Annotated in this window: 19 protein-coding genes and 1 pseudogene; 7 read left to right on the forward strand and 13 right to left on the reverse strand. The window is 63.7% G+C overall.

Annotated elements, in window-relative coordinates; translation table 11 throughout:
* Positions 1-35: 35 nt before the first annotated feature.
* Complete coding sequence (locus tag VMI09_09050; GenBank protein HTQ24831.1) at positions 36-1586, reverse strand: acyl-CoA carboxylase subunit beta; 1551 nt, start codon at positions 1584-1586, stop codon at positions 36-38.
* A 167-nt stretch (positions 1587-1753) separates the two neighbouring features.
* Between VMI09_09050 and VMI09_09055 the strand changes: the two genes are divergently transcribed.
* On the forward strand, positions 1754-2128 hold the full coding sequence (locus VMI09_09055) for a hypothetical protein (GenBank protein ID HTQ24832.1): 375 nt from the start codon (positions 1754-1756) through the stop codon (positions 2126-2128).
* A gap of 28 nt (positions 2129-2156) precedes the next feature.
* On the opposite strand, the gene VMI09_09060 is transcribed toward VMI09_09055, so the two are convergent.
* From VMI09_09060 to VMI09_09075, 4 genes are all read right to left on the reverse strand, one after another.
* Positions 2157-2705, reverse strand: a complete 549-nt coding sequence (locus VMI09_09060; protein HTQ24833.1) for a DUF192 domain-containing protein — start codon at positions 2703-2705, stop codon at positions 2157-2159.
* Complete coding sequence (locus VMI09_09065) at positions 2705-3913, reverse strand: cytochrome P450 (GenBank protein HTQ24834.1); 1209 nt, start codon at positions 3911-3913, stop codon at positions 2705-2707. Before VMI09_09065 ends, VMI09_09060 begins: the two co-directional genes overlap by 1 nt.
* Before the next feature lie 92 nt (positions 3914-4005).
* The gene (locus tag VMI09_09070; GenBank protein ID HTQ24835.1) at positions 4006-4824 is read right to left on the reverse strand and encodes an enoyl-CoA hydratase; all 819 of its coding nucleotides are present in this window, start codon (positions 4822-4824) and stop codon (positions 4006-4008) included.
* Between the two features lie 22 nt (positions 4825-4846).
* The gene (locus VMI09_09075) at positions 4847-5710 is read right to left on the reverse strand and encodes an LLM class F420-dependent oxidoreductase (GenBank protein ID HTQ24836.1); all 864 of its coding nucleotides are present in this window, start codon (positions 5708-5710) and stop codon (positions 4847-4849) included.
* Between the two features lie 172 nt (positions 5711-5882).
* On the opposite strand from VMI09_09075, the gene VMI09_09080 reads away from it, so the two are divergent.
* From VMI09_09080 to VMI09_09100, 5 genes are all read left to right on the forward strand, one after another.
* On the forward strand, positions 5883-6758 hold the full coding sequence (locus VMI09_09080; GenBank protein HTQ24837.1) for a TIGR03620 family F420-dependent LLM class oxidoreductase: 876 nt from the start codon (positions 5883-5885) through the stop codon (positions 6756-6758).
* Between the two features lie 5 nt (positions 6759-6763).
* Positions 6764-7078, forward strand: coding sequence for a hypothetical protein (locus VMI09_09085; protein ID HTQ24838.1), 315 nt, complete (start codon positions 6764-6766; stop codon positions 7076-7078).
* A gap of 98 nt (positions 7079-7176) precedes the next feature.
* Positions 7177-7821 (forward strand): glutathione S-transferase family protein, encoded by a 645-nt coding sequence (locus tag VMI09_09090; GenBank protein ID HTQ24839.1) that lies wholly within the window; start codon positions 7177-7179, stop codon positions 7819-7821.
* 47 nt (positions 7822-7868) lie between these two features.
* Positions 7869-8888, forward strand: coding sequence for an LLM class flavin-dependent oxidoreductase (locus VMI09_09095; protein HTQ24840.1), 1020 nt, complete (start codon positions 7869-7871; stop codon positions 8886-8888).
* Between the two features lie 68 nt (positions 8889-8956).
* Positions 8957-9715: an SDR family oxidoreductase gene (locus tag VMI09_09100; protein ID HTQ24841.1), complete on the forward strand. Its 759-nt coding sequence runs from the start codon at positions 8957-8959 to the stop codon at positions 9713-9715.
* A 14-nt stretch (positions 9716-9729) separates the two neighbouring features.
* Here VMI09_09100 and VMI09_09105 read toward each other — a convergent pair whose 3' ends face one another.
* The 5 genes from VMI09_09105 to VMI09_09125 are packed head-to-tail and all read right to left on the reverse strand — an operon-like array spanning position 9730 to position 14454.
* Complete coding sequence (locus tag VMI09_09105) at positions 9730-10962, reverse strand: SpoIID/LytB domain-containing protein (GenBank protein HTQ24842.1); 1233 nt, start codon at positions 10960-10962, stop codon at positions 9730-9732.
* Positions 10959-11852: a DUF4922 domain-containing protein gene (locus tag VMI09_09110; GenBank protein HTQ24843.1), complete on the reverse strand. Its 894-nt coding sequence runs from the start codon at positions 11850-11852 to the stop codon at positions 10959-10961. Before VMI09_09110 ends, VMI09_09105 begins: the two co-directional genes overlap by 4 nt.
* Positions 11849-13132 (reverse strand): glycosyltransferase family 2 protein, encoded by a 1284-nt coding sequence (locus VMI09_09115; protein ID HTQ24844.1) that lies wholly within the window; start codon positions 13130-13132, stop codon positions 11849-11851. Before VMI09_09115 ends, VMI09_09110 begins: the two co-directional genes overlap by 4 nt.
* Positions 13129-13917 carry an N-acetylmuramoyl-L-alanine amidase-like domain-containing protein gene (locus VMI09_09120; GenBank protein ID HTQ24845.1) on the reverse strand — a complete coding sequence of 263 codons (789 nt, stop codon included), beginning with the start codon at positions 13915-13917 and terminating at the stop codon, positions 13129-13131. Before VMI09_09120 ends, VMI09_09115 begins: the two co-directional genes overlap by 4 nt.
* Positions 13918-13962: 45 nt before the next feature.
* Positions 13963-14454: a DOMON-like domain-containing protein gene (locus tag VMI09_09125; protein HTQ24846.1), complete on the reverse strand. Its 492-nt coding sequence runs from the start codon at positions 14452-14454 to the stop codon at positions 13963-13965.
* Positions 14455-14642: 188 nt separating this feature from the next.
* On the opposite strand from VMI09_09125, the gene VMI09_09130 reads away from it, so the two are divergent.
* A complete protein-coding gene (locus VMI09_09130; protein ID HTQ24847.1) occupies positions 14643-15092 on the forward strand; it encodes a nitrate reductase associated protein in 450 nt (149 codons plus the stop codon).
* Positions 15093-15190: 98 nt separating this feature from the next.
* Here the strand turns inward: VMI09_09130 and VMI09_09135 are convergent, their stop codons facing one another.
* From VMI09_09135 to VMI09_09145, 3 genes and pseudogenes are all read right to left on the reverse strand, one after another.
* On the reverse strand, positions 15191-16096 hold the full coding sequence (locus tag VMI09_09135; GenBank protein ID HTQ24848.1) for an MBL fold metallo-hydrolase: 906 nt from the start codon (positions 16094-16096) through the stop codon (positions 15191-15193).
* A 147-nt stretch (positions 16097-16243) separates the two neighbouring features.
* Entirely contained in the window at positions 16244-17665 is a 1422-nt protein-coding gene (locus VMI09_09140; GenBank protein ID HTQ24849.1) for an alpha/beta fold hydrolase, read from the reverse strand.
* Between the two features lie 113 nt (positions 17666-17778).
* A pseudogene (locus VMI09_09145) lies at positions 17779-18939 on the reverse strand (AMP-binding protein).
* Between the last annotated feature and the right edge of the window lie 407 nt (positions 18940-19346).

The raw sequence follows: 19346 nt of genomic DNA on the forward strand, positions 1-19346 counted from the left end.
GTTTATCGCGTTCGCCGCCCGGCAGGCGAGCGCGTTCACAGCGGGATATTGCCGTGCTTGCGCGGCGGATTGCGGTCGCGCTTGTTCTCGAGCGCTTTGAGCGCGGCGATCAGTCGCGGCCGGGTATCGCGCGGGATCAGCACCTCGTCGATATAGCCCAGTTCGGCGGCCTTGAAAGGATTGGCGAAGGTTTTGCGATATTCCTCGACCAGCCGTGCCTTCTCGGTCACCGGATCCTTGGCTTTTTCGATCTGATTGCGAAAGACGATATTGACCGCGCCGTCCGGGCCCATCACCGCGATCTCGGCGGTCGGATAAGCAAAGTTGAAGTCGCCCCGGATGTGCTTGGACGACATCACGTCGTAGGCGCCGCCGTAGGCCTTGCGCGTGATCACCGTGACCTTGGGCACCGTGGCCTCGCAATAGGCGTAGAGGAGCTTCGCGCCGTGCCGGATAATTCCGCCGAACTCCTGCGCGGTGCCGGGCAGGAAGCCCGGAACGTCGACGAAAGTCACCAGCGGGATGTTGAACGCATCGCAAAAGCGCACGAAACGCGCGGCCTTGACCGACGCATCGATATCGAGGCATCCGGCGAGATAGGCCGGCTGATTCGCGACCACCCCGACCGAGTAGCCGCCAAGGCGCGCGAAACCGATCACCATGTTTTGCGCGAAATCCTTCTGCAGCTCCATCAGGCGGCCGCCGTCGACTACGCGATGGATTATGTCGCGGATGTCGTAAGGCCTGTTCGGGTTCTCGGGGACGATCGCATCGAGCGTCTCGTCGCGCCGATCCGCAGGATCGCTCGAGGCCGCAAAGGGCGCGTCCTCGGCGTTGTTGAGCGGCATGTACGCAAGCAGCTCGCGCACCGCGAGCAGCGCGCTCTGATCGTCGGCCGCCTCCAGATGGCACACACCCGAGCGGATCGAATGCGTGTCCGCGCCGCCCAGGTCCTGCATCGAGACTTCCTCGTGCGTGGTCGCCTTGATCACGTCGGGTCCGGTGATGAACATGTACGAGGTGTCGCGCACCATCACGACGAAGTCGGTCATCGCGGGCGAATACACCGCGCCACCCGCGCAGGGTCCCATGATGCAAGAGATCTGCGGCACCACGCCCGAGGACATCACGTTGCGCAGGAAGATGTCGGCATAGCCGGCGAGCGACACCACACCCTCCTGGATCCGCGCGCCGCCCGAGTCGTTAAGCCCGATCACGGGGCATCCGGTCTTCATCGCGAGATCCATCACCTTGCAGACTTTTTCGGCGAAGGCGCCCGACAGGCTGCCGCCAAAAACGGTGAAGTCCTGCGAAAAGACGCAGACCTGCCGCCCCTCGATAGTGCCGTAACCGGTGACCACGCCGTCGCCGGGGATGCGGCGATCGCCCATCCCGAAGTCGTCGCAGCGATGAGTTTTGAATTTGTCCAGTTCGATGAAGGAGCCGCGGTCGAGCAGGAATTCGGCCCGCTCGCGCGCCGTTAAGCGGCCCGATTCGCGCTGGCGGCGCAGGCGGTCCTCGCCGCCGGCGAGCTCCGCCTGGCGCGAAAGCTCGTGCATCCGTTCGATATTCTCTTTAACGCTCATCTCAAAATCTCGCGCAGCGAGCATGATATGGTGCGCTTGAGGCGGCGCGCAAGCGGATTTGCGCGTCTTCGGACGAGTCCGACACCCGGAGACCGCCTCGCGCAAGGCGGGGCGAACCGCGTCTTTGCGGGCCGTCGCGCGCGTACCATAATGAAGCGAATATAAGCGTGAAAAGGGGCGCACCTGTGATTGACGACACGATGGCGGAGCGGATGGTGGCATGCGGATGGCTCGCCGCGAGCGCCGCCGGCTTCCTCATGATCGCGATGGCGTTTTATGCCCCAGCCGGCGCGTTAAGACTGGTGTACTTCCTGGGAGCCGCCGTGCTCTTTGCGCTCGCTTACGGGATTTACCGGCGAAGCCGCGTTTGCGCGATAGTCGTACTGGCCAACCATTTTCTCGGCGTCGTGGGGCTTGTTTTTCAGCCACACGCCGTACCGCCTGTCCAGATCGCAATTGCGCTCGTGCTCGGCGTGCTCTACGTGCTCGGCGTGATCGGCACGTTCGTCCATCAGGCGCGTCTCAGCCCGGCGGCGGCTTAACCGCCTACCGGCCCGGCAGCTTGACCGCCTACTGGCTGGTGTGTGGATCGAATCCGATGAAACTCATCCCGTCGCCCGCGCGCACGCCGTGTCGCGCGCAAAATCCGCCGTTGACCTCGAGCACGTAGAGCGCCAGCGCGTCGGGGCCCACCGGCCGCTCCGAGTACGGCGTGGCGTTCGCGACGATACCGACTACGGCGCCCGCCGGGTCGGCGAAAATCATGTCGAGCGGGATTTCCGTGTGCTTCATCCAGAATTTCAACCGATCGGGGGCGGGAAAGATGAAAAGCATGCCGGCGTCTGCGTCCAGATGCTGACGATACATCAGGCCGAACTGGCGCTGCCCCGGCGTCACCGCCAGTTCCACGCTCACGGCGGCTTTTCTGGTCCCGTCGGACGCGCTGATTACGACTTTGGGAGCGTCGGCCGCGTCCAGGGCGGCCGTCAAACCAAGCATGAGGAAAGCGAGCGCCAGGATCGCGCCGGGCAAAGCCGGCCACGGCCGGTCAGGCGCGCGGCGTACCGCCGAATCGCCCGACTTCGCTCGCCGGCTCGATTCGCCCATGATGACCCGCATCACAGGCTTATTTCGAGCGGCAGCGAGGCGAGCCCGCGCAAAAAGAACGACCCCTTGTAGGCGAGCGGCGCCTCGGGCGCGGCCGGCCGCATTCGCCTGTAGCGCGCGAGCAGAGCGCCGATCGCGATCGCCCCTTCCATCCGGGCGAGCGGCGCGCCGAGGCAGAAATGGATCCCCTCGCCGAAAGCCAGATGGTCGTTCGGGGAGCGCGCGATATCGAATTTTTCGGGCTCGCTGAATTGCGCCGGGTCGCGGTTCGCGGCCGCGAGCAGGACGAAAATCAGCGAGCCGGCCGTAACCGTGGTGCCCGCGATTTCGGTGTCCTGGCGGATGTATCTCATCGTCGATTGCACCGGACCGTCGTAACGCAGCATCTCTTCGATCGCCGACGGCATCAGTTCAGGCGAGCGGTAAAGGCGCTCGAGTTGGTCCGGATTGCGCGTCAGCGCCAGCATCCCATTGCCAATCAGATTGGTGGTGGTCTCATTGCCGGCGAGGAGCAGGATGACCACGAACGCGATCAGTTCGGCTTCGCTCAGCGCCTCGTCGGAGCCTTCGTGCGCGGCCACGAGCACGCTTACGAGGTCGTCGCCCGGATTGCGGCGGCGCTTTTCGATCTCGGCGATGAAGTACTCGCGCAGCGCCGCGAACGCATCGCGCACCTTCTGCGGCAATGGCATCCCGGGCGGCGTGTTGTCTGACTCGATCACCGTGTCCGACCAGTGCTTGAACATCGGGTAGTGCTCGTGCGGCACGCCCAGCATGTGCGAGATGACCATCACGGGCAGCGGGTTGGCGAGGTCGGCCATCACGTCGAACACGTCCTTGCCGGCGGCGCGGTCGAGCAACAGGTCGGTGAACTCGCGGATTTTGGGCTCCAGTTCCCGGATGCGCCGGGGTGTGAAGGCGCGGCTCACGAGGCGGCGCAGCCGCGTATGGACCGGCGGATCGGAAAACACCACCCGCGGAGCGTCGCCGAAGACGCTGATGCGCTCTTCCAGAAAGGGCGAGCGGGGCGGCACGCTCGAGAAGCGTTGATGGTCGCGCAGCACTGCGACGCAATCGGCATAGCGCGCTAGCAATGCCATCGGCAAAAAAACATTCAGCTGCCGCGGCGGCCCCGTCATCAGCGGCTTGTAGTACGGGTAGGGATTGGCGCGGAACGCCTCGTCCCACGGGTTGAAGTAGATCTGCTCGGCTTCGCTCATGCGGCGGCACACCCTCTGCGCCCGCGACGGACGTGCCGCTCATTGTAGCCTGCGGGCGGACGACGCGAACAGCAGCTTGCCGCAAACGTATCTCAGCGGCCGGCGAAGCGCGGCTGGCGCTTTTCCATGAACGCCCGCACGCCTTCGCGATAGTCCTCGCTATCGAAGCATCGCGAGACCATCTCGGCGATCGTCTTGAGGTCGCGGTCAGCGCCATCCTTGAGCCCTTCCCGGATCGCCGCCTTCGCGGCCGCCATCGTGAGCGGCGCGTTGGCGGCCAACCGTGTCGCATACTGGCGGACCTGGTCCTCCAGTTCCGCCGGCTCGACCAGCTTGTTGAGCAGGCCCATGGCGTAAGCCTCGTCGGCGTCGAAGATACGCGCCGACATCAGGATGTCGCGCGCGTTGGCCGCGCCACACACACTCACCAGCGACATCACGCCGTCGAGCGGATAGGCCAATCCCAGGCGCGCCGCCGGAATCCCCAGGCGCGTGCCGCGCGCTCCGATACGGATGTCGCAGGCAAGCGCGACCTGCAGGCCGCCGCCGATGCAGATGCCGGCAATCATCGCGATAACCGGCTTGGGAGAGTTGGCGATCGCGCTGGTCGCATTGCCCGGCGCTTCGCGATAGATCCGCGCCTGCTCGGCATTGGCGCGCAGGCTCGGAAACTCGGAGATGTCGGCGCCGGAGATGAAGGCCTCGGGCGTGGCGCCGCGCATGATGATCACGCGCACGTCGGGGTCGTCGCTCAGTTCGGCCACGCCCTTGACGATCAGCTGCCAGGTGCGCAGGTTGAGCGCGTTACGCACTTGCGGGCGGTTGAGGATGAGCCATCCGAGCGGCGGCTCGTGGCGCACCAGGAGCGGCTCGGGTTCCGCGGCGACCGTTTTTGCTACCTGCTCGCTCATGTCTCCTACCTTGTGCGGCCGCCTAGAGTCTGGCCAGGACTTCGTTCGCGATCTTGTCGAGTTCGCGCGTGAGACCGTCGGCGTCGAAGGCCGGCGGCGAGATCACGACGCGCGAAACTCCGATGTCCCTGAGCGGCTTGATCGCTTCGAGGTTCGCGCGCGCCGCGCACGAAAGTTCGATCGCCGCCGGGTCGCGGCCGGCATTGCGCGCGGCTTCGCGCATGATCTCGAACAGGGGCGTGAGCTTGTCGGCCTCGCCGAGCGCCGGAAAAAATCCGTCGCCCATCCTGCCCGCGCGTCGCGCCGCGGCGGGCGAATGGCCGCCGACGTGGATCGGCACGCCGCCCGATTGCACCGGCTTGGGGAAACTCTTGAGCTCGTGAAAATGAAAGTGCTTGCCGTGAAAACTGGCGGTATTTTCACGCCACAACTCGCGCATCGCCGCGATCGCCTCGTCGGTGCGCGCGCCGCGCTGATGGAAATCCAGGCCGAGCGCGTCGAACTCCTCCTTGAGCCAGCCGCTGCCGATCCCCAGGATAACGCGGCCGCGCGAGAGAACGTCGAGCGTAGCAGTCTCCTTGGCCACGTAGAGCGGATGGCGCTGCGGAAGAATCAGGATGCCCGTGGCGAGCCGGATGCGGCTCGTGATCGCGGCCGCGTAGGCGAGCGGGAGCAGCGGATCTTGAATCGCGACGTCCTCGCCGCCGGGAAGTTTGCCGCTGCGCGCGTAGGGGTACGGCGTCTTGTAGTCGTGCGGGATAACCACGTGTTCGACCGTCCAGATGGACTCGAAGCCGCGCTCCTCTGCAGTTTTAGCGAGATGCGCCAGCAGTTCAGGCTGGGCGAACGGTCCGGAATTGACGAACATCAGCCCGAGCTTGATCATCGTGATAAACGCCTCACCTTTTCGATGCTTCGATGCATGTCCGGCGAACTTCCGGGCCGTCCAGCTATCCCCATCCTTCTAACCCAGCTTGCGCGTCGAGGTAAACCGCGTGCCAGGCCGAGCGGCGCGTGCGGCTTGTCCGGCGCGTGCGACCGGGTTAAGTAGATTGGTCATGGACATCACCAAATACGGCATCTGGTTTTTTTACGACGGGATGACCGCGGCGCAGAGCGCGGACTTCGCGCGCACGGTCGAAAAACACGGCTATGGCGCGCTCTGGATTCCAGAGGCGGTCGGACGTGAGCCCTTCGCGCACGCCACGTACATGGCGGCGCGCACGGAGCGGCTGGTCTTCGCGACCGGCATCGCCAACATCTATGCGCGAGACGCACAGACCATGGCCGCGGCGGCCAAGACCGTGGGCGAGCTTTCCAACGGCCGTTTTATGCTCGGGATCGGAGTCAGCCACAAGCCGCTCGTCGCTAACCTGCGCGGCCATAGCTACGACAAGCCGTACAGCTACATGCGCGAGTACCTGCCCAAGATGAAGAGCGCGCTATATCGTGCGCCCGAGCCCAAGGAGCGGGTGCCCGTGGTGATCGCCGCGCTGCATCCCAAGATGCTCGCGCTATGCGCCGCCGAGGCGGACGGCACTCATACCTATTTCGTACCGCCCGAGCACACCGCTAAGGCGCGCGCCGCAATCGGTCCCAAGCCGCTCATCTGCGTCGAGCAGGCGGTAGTGCTCGACACCGACGCGGCCAAGGCCCGCGCGACCGCTCGCGAGTATATGAAGACCTACGTGCCGCGCCTGCCCAACTACACCAACGCGCTCAAGGCCCTGGGCTGGGCGGACAAGGATTTCGAGGGCGGATGCAGCGACCGGCTGGTCGACACGATCGTCGCCTGGGGCACGGAGACGCAGATTCGCGACCGCGTCGAGGCGCATCTCAAGGCCGGCGCCAATCACGTGTGCATCCAGCCGCTCAGCACGGCGAATCCTCTGATGCCTGACGAACGGGCGGTCCAGGCGCTGGCCCCGCGCTAGGCGCAATGCGCGCGCTAAGCGGCAGGCGCGCTGCGGGTGCGGCCGCAGCGTTGGTGCTCGCGGCACTCGTCGCGAGCGGATGCGGCCCGTCGGCCGAAGAAAGCGCGCAACAGGCCGAGGCGGCGGCGGCACAGGCCCGGGCCGCGTCGGAACGCGCGCAGGCCCAGGCCGCGCTCGCGCAGCAGGAGGCGGCCGACGCGCAGCGGCGCGCCGACCATGCAGCTCAACTCTTCCAGGCGGCGACAGCCGAGTTCAACGATGCGGCGCGGCGGCTCGATAAGTACCAGCGCGACCAGGAGCAAGAGGGCAACGACCGCTAGATACGACGATGCGGGCGGCAGCCCGGGTCGGCTTGCCCAAGCGGCCGCGCTCTGGGATAAGCGGAGAGGGTCGTAAACAGGACAAGGTGATTGAGAAAATGAAGCTCTACAACATGAATCTCTCGAATTTCGCCTCGAAGTGCCGCATCGCGATCTACGACAAGGGGCTGAATATCGAGATTGCGCCGATCCCGGGCAACAACCTCAAATCGCCCGAATACCTCAAGCTCAATCCGCTCGGCAAAACCCCGGCGCTCGACGCGGACGGGATGATCGTGAATGAATCGGAAGTTATCAACGAATACCTCGAGGAGAAATTTCCCAATCCGCCGCTGCTGCCCAAGACGCCCGAGGGCCGCGCGCGCGTACGGATGCTCACGCGCTTTCACGACCTCTACCTGGAACCGCCGCTGCGCGCGCTATTCGGCCATCTCAACCCCAAAAACCGCGACGAAAAAATCGTCAATGAGCGTCTAACCGAGTTCAATCAGCGACTGGACCAGCTCGAGGCGATACTCCCCGCGAGCGGATTCGCCGCCGGACAGGAATTCACTCTGGCCGACTGCGCGATCGCGCCGACGATGTTCTTCGCAACCAACATGCTGCCGGGGTTCGGCGCCAAGCCGGCGCTCGAGGGACGTCCCAAGTTGGAGGCATGGTGGACCCACGTGCAGACCCGGCCGTCGGTCAAAAAGGTTCTGGCCGAGATGGGCGAGGCGCTTGCCGCAATGATGAAGCGCTAGCGCTTCCCTCGCCGGGTCATCCCCGCGCGAAGGCTGGAAAATCACGCTTGAAGCTGTCGGTTCTCGATCAATCGCCGGTGCCCGCCGGATCGACTCCGGCCGACGCGCTTCGCAATTCTCTCGAACTCGCGCGTCTTACGGACCGCCTCGGTTACGAGCGCTACTGGATCGCCGAGCATCACGCGATCAGCGCGCTTGCAAGTCCGGCGCCGGAAATCCTCATCACGCGCGTCGCGGCTGAAACGTCAGGCATCCGGGTCGGCTCGGGCGGCGTGATGCTGCCGCATTACAGCCCGCTCAAGGTCGCGGAAACTTTCCGCATGCTCCATGCGCTTTACCCGGGCCGCGTCGACCTGGGCGTCGGGCGCGCGCCCGGCGGCACCCCGCTCGACACCTTCGCGCTCCAGCGCTATCGCGGCCAGCAGCTATCGAGCGACGATTTCCCGCAGCAATTGCTCGAGCTGCTCGCCTTCCTGAACCGCGATTTTCCCGCCAAGCATCCGTTCAGCCGGCTGACCGTCTCGCCCGACATGCCGGGATGCCCGGAGGTCTGGCTGCTCGGCTCCAGCCTGTGGAGTGCAGCGGCGGCGGCGCGATTCGGGTTGCGCTACGCGTTCGCGCATTTTATCGATTCCAACCCGACCCGCGCCGCGCTGGAGCACTATTTCGCACATTTTACCCCGTCTAAGGACTTGGCGGCGCCGTATGGGATGGTTTCGCCGGGCGTCGTTTGCGCCGAAACCGACGCGGAAGCGGAGCGTTTGCTCACCAGCGCGCGTCTTTTCCGCCGCCGCATCCGCCAGGGCGACGTGCGTCCGATTCCGACCCCCGAAGAGGCGATCGCAGAGCTGGGAGCGTCGCCCGGACCGCCTTCGGCCGACCTTGGCGACTGGCCGCGCTACTTCGCCGGCACACCAGAGCGGGTCCGCGACCAGCTGATCGACATGGCTGGCGTGCTCCACGTCGAGGAACTCATTATTGTCACCGTCGTGCATGACCATCGCGCCCGTATGCGCTCGTACGAGTTGCTTGCCGAAGCTTTCAATCTCGCTCCGCGCGCGGCATAGGGGCTGAAACGGCTGTCGCGCGAACTCTTCGGGAGTGAGCCGACTTCCAGCGGGGAGAAATCGAATATATGAGCTCAGCCGGCAAAATCGCTATCGTAACCGGCGCGGGAACCGGGATAGGCAAGCAGGCTGCGCTCGCCCTCCTTAGGGAAGGCTACTCGGTAGTGCTCGCGGGGCGGCGCCGCGAGAAGCTCGAGGCGACGGCAGCGGAAAATACGGTTGCCGGCTCGCGAGCCCTCATCGTGCCTGCCGACGTGGGCGATCCCGCTTCGGTTAAAGCCCTGTTCGCGAAAACCAAAGAAACCTTCGGACGCCTCGATTTGCTGTTCAACAACGCAGGCGTCGGCGCGCCCGGCATTCCGCTCGAAGACCTCACCTACGAGCAATGGAAGTCGGTAGTGGATATCAACCTGACCGGCGCCTTCCTTTGCACGCAGGAAGCGTTTCGAATCATGAAGAGCCAGGAGCCCCGCGGCGGACGAATCATCAACAACGGCTCCATTTCAGCCCACGCGCCGCGGCCTAATTCCGCACCTTACACCGCCACCAAACACGGGATGACGGGGCTGACCAAGACAACTTCGCTCGACGGCCGCAAATACGACATCGCCTGTGGTCAGATCGATATCGGCAACGCCGCGACCGAGATGACCGCGCGGATGAAACACGGCGTACCGCAGGCCAACGGAGCGCTCGAGATCGAGCCGACCTTCGATGCCGGGCAGGTCGCGCGCGCGGTGGTCTACATGGCGAGCCTGCCGCTCGACGCCAACGTGCTGTTCATGACTGTGATGGCGACCAAGATGCCCTTGGTCGGCCGCGGCTAGCGTCGCTGCGGAAATCATAGGCTGACGGTGGTCCCGCGATAGTAGTGCGCCAGGATTTCTGTGTAAGTGATGCCCTTGTTCGCCATCACCGCGGCGCCGATCTGACAGAGTCCGACGCCGTGGCCCCATCCCGCTCCGCTCAGGATGATGCGCCCGGGCTCGTTGTCCACCACGAAGGCGGAGCTGTAAAGATGCGTGCGCGAGAGGGCGCGGCGGATTTCAAGCTCCTTGCCGATGATGACGTGATCGCGCTCGCCGGCGACCTTCAGCTTATATATCCTGCCTGACGGCCCGCGCGCGAGCGCCTGAAGATCGCGAATCGGGCCGAGGTCCACGCCGAGCCTGGATTCGATCAGCGCCGCCAGTTCTTCGGGACTGTATGTGACGCGCCAGCGATAGAAATCGCGGGTCTCCTGATCGAATCCGGGCAACACGCGGGCGAGGAGCGCCGAATCGTCCGTGTTACAGTAGGCCGACGGGCTGGAACGTATCCATGCCTCGGAGCTCATCGAGCGGGATTGCGCCGGGCCGTCGTAAACGGATTCGAGATAAGGAACATCTTCGTCTTCCCATGCGGTCGCATAACGTTCGGTCATTCCGCCGCAGGACTTGGAAAATCGCGCGTCGCAAATAGCCCCGTTGTAGCGCAGAAACTGGCCGGCGGTCGCTTGAACCGCCGCGGTCGCGGCAGGCGCGAACGCCTTGGTGATGCCCTGGTAGCGCTGGCAGTGGTCGTCCGCGCATACGTCGAAATCCGGATGGGCTTCGCGGCCGTACCAGCGAAGAATTTCGTGAGAATCGGGACGGCGGCCCGGCCTGGTCCCGGCTTTAGTCCGGGGGCGAGAGGGATTTGCTTTCGGAAACCACAGCCAACTGCGCGAAATCACGGCATGCGCTTTCAGCAGCTCGAGCGGACAGGACGCGCTCATCTCGGACGAGATCACGCTCGTCACATACTCTTCGAGCGGAACCTCGTTAATCACCGTGAGTCCGCCCGCCCGCCGCGCGAGCCGAAAGGCTCCGCGAAACACCTGGCGCTCCCTGCGTTCCCAATGAAAGCCGATCCCGATTGCGACGTCGTCCAGCGCAAACGCGCACGACGATGGATCGGACGGGATCAGCGTAACTTCGGAAGTGAATAGATGACGTCCGGGACTGTATGGCCTACCGGAAGTGTCGGTGAAATTTCCACTCAGATCGATTTCGACCGCGGAGCGCCCCTCGATCAGCCCTACCGATACTTTCAACGACCGCTCTCCAGCATGGCTGCGACCTCGCGAAACTGGCTGTCACGCAAGGTGACCTCGCGAAAGATTGCGGCAATCGCACGCCCGGTGATTTTTTCGAAATCGCGCTTGAGCGGCACGACAAATATCCCGCACAAATCGATCGTCGCCGGACTTACCGTCAGCTCGCCGGTGTAAAAGACCTCGGGCCGATGCTTTCCGCGCGGGAACAGGTACGCAATCCATTCGCCGCGCTCGTGAAAGACCGCGAGGTTGACCAGCGGCTCGCCGGGTTTGCGCGTCACTTCGATAAGCAGCTCGAGCGCGCGATCCATCCGGTCGGTTAGCGCCGATCGCTCCCGTCCACGAAACACCAGCACATTGCGGCCGTAGTTCGGCACCGTTGCACCCGTCAAGCCGGCGGTATCGCTCGCGATGGGAAATAATACGCGCGAGCCCGCCTGAAAATGCATATGGTCGGGCGCGGACGCTCCGCATTCCGGACCATTGTAGACCACGAAATATCCGGGCAGGGCCGCCGCAAGGTCGAGCATATTGCCGAAGCGGTTCGCGAGGCGCTGTGCGCCGTGCTCGCGATGAGCGATCGTCAGATGGCGATCCACGATCGGAAAAGGATTGCAGTAGATCGTGAAGTCCTCGCCGAAACGCAGGCCCTCCTCCTCCGGCGGCAGATTTCGCTGGCATAGAAAGCAGGGGCGCTTGGCGATCGATTCCCGGTCCACGGGCGCAGTCGTGCTGGTAACACGATGCGGGATGTGGCGGATGAAGACGTCGAACCAGTCGATCCGCACCGGCCGGGTCTCAGCCCGCGCGAGACCCTCCATACCCTGCGCGAGCTGCGGCCACGCCCGCTCCTGCCGCCTGAACAGGTCTTCCAGTGCGTCGATCATCTGCGCATCCGAGCCTGGATCTCGACAGTCCGGAGCCAGTCCTTGTAAAAATCGTAACGGTTCGCGACCTCGAGCGGCAGCGCGCTGTCGCTGTTGCCTTCCCAACGCCGGCAGAGATAGACGGAGTCGTAGATCCTGCCGATCTCGTAGTCGCGGCTGATGCGCAGCGCTACCGCGTAGTCCTCTCCGTAGCTGACGTTGGGAAATCCGATTCTCCGCAGGACCGACGTATCGAACGCGCGCGGCGCGCCGAGACCGTTGATGCGAAGCGCGTTGTTTCTGCCGTTCTCGCGGCTCCATTCGCGATGGTCGACAAGGCCGGGCGGAATCTCCTTCAAGGAAAAATCGACCAGCGTGTAGGCGCCGACGACCATCGCATACGGTCCCGCCTCGAGCTCCGCGACGATCCGCCGCAGGACCCCGTCATCGGCGTAGAGATCGTCGGAGTCAAGCTGAACCGCGTATTGCCCGCAGGCTTCCGAGTAGATCGCCTCGTTCCAGCATCCGCCGATTCCGAGGTCGCGGCGCGCGGGAACAATGTGCGTGACTCGCGAATCGCCGACGGTGCGGAGAATTTCGGTTGTCCGGTCCGTCGAATGATTGTCGACGACGATCAGGTTGAATTCGAAATCCGCGCTTTGAGCGAGCGCGCTTCGTACGGCGTCGAGAATGGTGCGCTCGCGATTGCGGACTGGGATGACGACGCTGGCCTTTACCGGAAATGCCCGCGCCGGAGCCGGAGCCTTCTCGAAACGCGGACTGAGCCATGCACCGATGCGTTTAAGATGCGCGGTCGCGATTTGCTCCATTTCAACCTGGTAGTCGCGGTTTCGCGGATCGACGTAGTCGAATTGCGCATGACCCGCCGCCGGCGCATCGGCCACGCTGCAGAGCGGCTCGGGAATCCGCATGACGGCGCGCCTCTCCGAGATCCTGAGCCGCAGGTCGTATAGCCCTCCCCACCTCCAATCCGGCTGGATTCCCGACTCGCGCGCGGCCTCGACCGACACGCCAACCACCGGGCCGAAGTCGAAGCCGTCTCGGATACTCCCGCGCTGATAGTCGATGCGAGGACGGCCCACGGCGTCGCCGTAAACCCACCCGGCGCCGGTCGCGCGGATGACCTGCGCCATGCGGTCGAACATGCGCGGTCCGGGCTCGATCTTAATCCGCGGATTGCCGATAAAAAGGACATCGGATTCGGCGGCATCGACGAGCCTCTGGATACTTGCCGACGAGTAGTCGTCGGGATACGCGATCCCCGGATATGCGATTTTCACCTTGCACCCCGGTTCTTCGCGCCGCGTCTTTTTAGCGAGGAAGGATTTCGCGCACCTGAGTTACCAACCGCAGCGCGCCGCCCCATCCCTTGCGGCCGCATCACGATGACGCCGGCCATCCGATTCGCCTTTAGAAACTCGGCCAATTCCTGCTCTACCACGCCGCCCTGGCTGCGCGACGCGTGACGCATGCGGGGCCGCGCGCCGTCGCGCACGATGATTCCGGCATGAAAGACGTCGAGATTCCTGCGCGTGGACGCGAAAAACATCAGATCGCCGCTCTGCAGATATTTTGCGGCGCGCGCCAATGACCCCTTCGGCATACATTTTACCCGCATCCGCCGCGCGGCAAGTCCAGGCAACACGTTCAGCACCCGTTCGCGGTCGATAACTGGCACGGCCGGCATTGCGATCGGCCTGATTACTCCTTCGCGTACGTTGTTGCGAATCCAGTCAGTCACATAATGGTTTCGCCGTTCCCACTCGATGCGTCCCCGATCGTACCTCATCCTTCGCAGCCATCTGCTGAAGTCGCCGACGCAGGAAGCCAGCGCGAGGGCCAGGACCGTTTCGATGAAGGTGACACAGTCGAATGCGTCCAGCGATGCCGTGAACACTTCGGCCTGCTCGGCCGAGCCAATCAGCGGGTTCGATTTGTACGGATAACCAAGGAACAGGCGGGAGAGAATATCGATTCGTCCGCTGATGGAGGGGTCGTCCTTTCCCTTCGATAGAAGCTGCTGCGCGCGCCGGCGGTTAAGACCTCGTGGATGCGCCTGCTTCATCGAATCGCCATTGTAGCACGCGCTGTCGGTGCTTGAGACCTGGGGCTACGAATCGGGCGGCCCGAGCAGCAGCGCGAAGCCGCCGGCGTCGTGAAAGTCCGGTTTGTCGCCCTGATGGAGCAGCGCCCAGTACGAGAGCCGCCCGTCGTCAGCCTCGATAACCGCCGCGAGGCCGATACGCAGGGGCGCGCTTGGATGAATGGCCGACAGAGGATTGAGCCGCACGCGCGCATCCAGCTCGAGCCGGCTGCCGTCGGAGCGCACGTCAATCCGCGGGCGCATCGTCCCGTCCGCGAGCGGTCCGCCCGCTCGGTAGCCGGAGAAGGCATAGACGGTCCATTCGCCCGACGGGGCGAAATTGAACTCGTGGTATGCCGGTTGCCCTTCGATGGCTATGAAGACTTCGAAGCAGGTGTGACGCCAGAGATCGGTCGCGATGCGCGGGGCGTGCGCCGCGGGAACGCGGATTCGGCCGAGGTCGCCGTCCAGGCGAAAGTCTGTTCGGAGTTCAGCGTCGGCGCCGGCAGATCGGCTCACGCGTACGCTCAGGGCGCGCACGGGATCAGGGCGTGCCGAGGGATGACACAGGAGGTCGATCCGGTGTTCGACGGCCATAAATTACTATGAGAACTTTACACCAATGCGCTGGAATTGGAGTAGTGTTTGCATGGACGTTGAAGGAGAGCGGAGAGCGGCCTGACGGCTGCGACTCCGGCGAGAACTCAATGAGCAGAAATTTCAAATTTGAAAGCCACCTCAACGCGGACCTCTCATGCCCTCCGGTCGCGGCGCGGCAAAAACTGGACGCCCTCGGGATCAAGGTCAGCCGCGACCAATGGCTCGCGCTCGAGATGGGCGAGCGGCGCAAAATCAACGACCTGCCCGCAGAAAGCGACTCCGAGAAGCGGGAGTTTGCCGAATTCGTGAACGAAACTGTGAAACGGCGCTCCGGCACGCCGCCATCCCGACTCACCCTCGAACAACAAACGGCCGCAGTACCGACGAAGGCCATCCCACAAGCGATCGCCGACAAGGCGCGCGAACATGGCTTCCAGCTCGACTCGGCGTCGTGGGCCAGGCTCGATTACGACCAGCGCTACGTGCTGCTCAAGTTTGGCGGCGACGAGCGGCGCCGCAGAAAATTCGCCGCCGCGCTCAAGGAATTTCTCGAATAGCTTTGGCGCCCGCGATCGACCGGATAGCGAATTCGGTCTCGCAATACGACTCGGCCCGCATCTGTGCGATCTGCGAAGCGGCCCCAAGGGACCCGCGCTTACGTGTAATACTGGATGTTGGCCCCTTCCGACTGAAGACGCTTGCCCGCCTTTCGCGCGGCCACGTGCTTGTACACGTTGCTCACGTTCCACTTGTTCAGCCGATCGCTCATCTCGAACAGCCGCTGGCCGATCGGATATGGGTCCAGCCGGGTAACGTCGAATTCCTGCTCGAGGGCTTCCTTTTCACTCATCCCCTTGTGGACGAAGCCTTCGGCCAATTCGATCCAGTTCTCGATGATCTCCGCCTGGCGTTTGAGATAACTCTTATCGCACGGCTCCCCATGCCCCGGAACGATCGTTTCCACGTCGAGCGCTTCGATGCGTTTGAGCGCCCCGAGCCATTCCCACGGATCGGCTTCCTGGATGAAGGTCTTGCACTTCTGGAACACGTTGTCGCCGGTAAAGACGACGCCCTCTTCCGGCAAATAGATTGAAGTTTGTGGCGCCGTGTGACCAGGCATGTGAATGATCTTCACCGTGTGATTTCCGACATGCAGCGTAAGCTCATCGTTGAAAATACGCTTCGGTGGATTGGACGGCGGGAAATCGGGATGGCCCATCAGGAAGACGCTGTCAGGGTCTTCTTTTTTCATCCGTTCGAGGCGCAGCTCGGGTGTGAACATCTGGTTGAGATACTGATCGAAGCAGGCCTGCAGCTTGACGTGGCCGATAACCTCAACGTCCGGAAAGTAGGCGTTGCCCAGCGTGTGGTCGGCATGGGGTTCGGTGTTGACCAGATGGCGGATTGGTCCTCTTTCCTGCAGCATTTCGCGCCATCGCATCGCGTCGATCGGCTGCTGCGGAGAGTCGATCATGACCACGCCGTCGCTGGTATGCAGGAATCCCGGGTTGCAGCCCCAAAAATAAACCTCGGTGAAGACATTCTTGCCGACTCGTCTCATCGTGATCTCCTTGGGCGTCTCTGCGGCTGAAAGCCTTGCCGCGTACTATTGCGCAGCTATGGCATCCGGCGCCAGCGCCACGAACGGTCTCGATGCGTCCGCAACGGCGCTCGCGTCAGGGAGGGAGGGCCAAATCTGGTCGCATCATTACGATGCTGCGGCGCAAGCGCGAGCGGCGGCGCGGGGCTCGGCACTATCAAGGAATGTTGCACGCGCCGTCTGCAGACGTTCGCGCAGTTTCTCGGCCACGATGCCCACGTGAGGCTCGATCAGCATTTCGCGATGAGCTCCGGGAAACGGGAGCGCCAAATCCAGATCGATCACTTCGAGCCCTTCAACCGACTCGTCATCCCAACCGCGCAACGGTTCGAAATGGTATAGCGCCTCGGACGGCTGGCTCTTCAGCCGTAAAAGGGCTACCGGCCCGCGATAGGGTTGAAGGCGATGGCGGCGGCGCGCGGCGCCGGCGACATCGAGCCAATGGGAGTAGCGGATGCGCTGCTGAGCGACTCGACCGCTCAGGCGGTGCGATAGAAACCGCAACCGCAGCGCCCACAAACGAGATAATTCGCGAACGACCTTTGACCAGCCGAAATCCGGCGCCTTGGGATAACGGTTGCCGAAAAGGCGGAACAGACGAAAACGCAAAGGAGCGTCCCATCGTAGCCGCGGATACCCTGGCCCGAAGGTATCCAGCAGCGCGACCAAAGCGACCTTCTCGCCCTCAAGCCTCAACTGCTGTGCGATGGCCAGGGCTACCACTCCGCCAAACGAGGCGCCGCCGAGGAAATAAGGTCCGCGCCCCTGTACTTCCCGTATTGCACGGACGAAATAATCGGCCAACTTGTCAACGCTGCGAAGCGGCGGTTCTGCGGTGTCGAGAACGGGCGGCTGCAGGCCGAAGAAGGGATGCTCGCCGCCAAGGCGACGAGCGAGCGGCATCAACGCAAGCACGCCCGTGCCGGGGGCCGGCACGCAGAAAAAGCCGGGCCCGTCGCCGTGGGGCTGCAGGGTAGCGACCGTCGGCCATGACGGCGACCAATCGGCGTCGCGCAGGATTGCCGCCTGGCGCTCGACGGTGGCCGCGCCGAGCAGGAGCGGCAAGGGCAAGGATTTCCTCGACAGGCCTTCGAGCCGCGTGATCAGCTCCAGAGCGAGCAGCGAATCGCCGCCCAGCTCGAAAAATTCGTTGCGGACACCCATCGGCCAGACACCAAGCACCTCTGACCAGATACGCGCGATCAGCAGCTCGTCGGGGTTGCGCGGTAGCACGAGGTCGTCACCGATGAGTTTCGGTTCGGGAAGGGCGCGACGATCGAGTTTGCCGTTGTCCATCGCCGGCAGCGCGTCGAGCCGCACGAAGGCCGCAGGGACCATCTGCGCCGGAAGCCTCTGCGCAAGACGCCGCCGCAGCTCCGCCGGAGCCGCGTCGCCTACTACGTAGGCGACGAGCCGCGTTTCTCCTGACTGATCGTCGCGGCCCACCACCACCGCCTGGCGCACCGACGGATCAGCCATCAGCTCCGCTTCAACCTCGGCCGTCTCGACGGTGAAGCCGCGAATCTTCAACCTGGATTCGCTCCGTCCCAGATGGACGAGGCATCCGTCGGGCAACATGACGCCGTGGTCGCCGGTGCGGAACTGATGGCGCCCGTCGGCGCATCGCAAGACCACCGCGGCGGTCAGTTCGCGCTTTCTCCAGTATCCGCGAAAAAGATAGGCGCTGCGGATCGCGATTTCACCGGCGTCGCTTCGCGGCCCTTCTCGTCCAGCAGGACTATCTCCGTAGCGGGCAATTCGTAGCCGACCGGAACCACAGGTCCGTCGCAGGACGTGCGGTGATCGGCGAAGAACATCCGCACGATGTTCATCTCGGTCGTACCCAAACTGTTGAGCAGCAGGGTCCGCTCCGAACAACACTGACGGTAAATCTCCAGGTCGGATTGCGCGAGCGTCTCGCCGGCGAGCCTCAGCAAACGCAGGGTGTCCGCGCCTCTGCTCACGGACAGCGCCCCGGCGAATCGCCGGAAGACCTGCGGAGTCGCATGACAAACCGTAATTCTCTCGTCCGCCATCCAGGCAGGCAGATTTGTGAACCCGTGCAGGGTCAAATCGTAAGAGTGCAGCGAAGCCCCGTTCAACAGCGCGCCGAAGATGTTCGACGCCGAAGCCCCAACATCATACGAGCCAAGCAGCGAGAACCGGTCATCCTCGGCGATATGCACACCGTTCGTGTACTTCATGACGTTGTGCAGCACACAGCGATGATTCTGCACGACGCCCTTGGGAACGCCCGTCGATCCGGAAGTATAGAGAATGTAGGCAAGCGCGTCGGGAGCAATCGCCAGTTCCAGGTCATGTTCCGACAAGTGCCCGCCAAGACTATCGACCAGCAAGGGCGTGGCCGCGGCGCCCGCGGCCTCGCGCGCCAACGGAGCATTGAGCCGATTGGTCAAGATCAGGTTTGCCTGGGAATCCTCCAGGAGTGTCTCGAGCCTCGCGACCGGCAGCCGTGGAGTCAAGGGGACCTAAAAACGTCCCGACTTGAGCACCCCGAGCATCGCCGCGATCGCCATCGCTCCCTGCTCGAACAACAACGCAACCGGCCGGCCGTCAGCCGGACCCGCCTCGGGTATCGCTCTCGCGATCCGGTTCGCCAGACGGTTCAGCTCGCTATAGCTCCAGCGCAGGCCTCCATCGGCCATCGCCAGCGCAGAAGTGCGTCGCGCCGCTTGCGCCTCGAAGCGTGCGGAGATCGACTGCTCAATTTCAGCGCGCTCAAACCGCCCGAAGGCATTGCACGGCCCGGGATGCCGCAGTGAGTTAGAAGGTGCGCGGTTCAATCAGGTTGCCGATGCGTTTTTCAAGCCAGGCCGACGATCGAACCGAGCAAATCGATTCTCCTCCCGATATTGCTATGTTCAACCCGAGGCCGCTTCGTATTGCACGAGCGATATTCTCGCGCTTTCGACCAGGAGAATGGGTGAGAGGGCCAACTCCAGTTCGTCAAGCGGCCCGGGCGCACTGCGGGCCTATAGACGCTGCCGGCTTCACCGACTTGCGCCACCTTTTCGAGCATTACCCGGTTCACCTGATCGATCACACTCCGGCATAGCCATAGTCGCGGTGCCACCCTACGCAAGACATTGGCGCACCATGGCGCGGTCATCTTCACGTCATTCAAACCACCTGTAGCCTCGGCCGATTGCTCTCTGGCGGCATCTTCCACCGCGCCTCGCCACGCAACATG

The sequence above is a fragment of the Candidatus Binataceae bacterium genome (genome assembly GCA_035500095.1).
Lineage (GTDB): Bacteria > Desulfobacterota > Binatia > Binatales > Binataceae > JAKAVN01.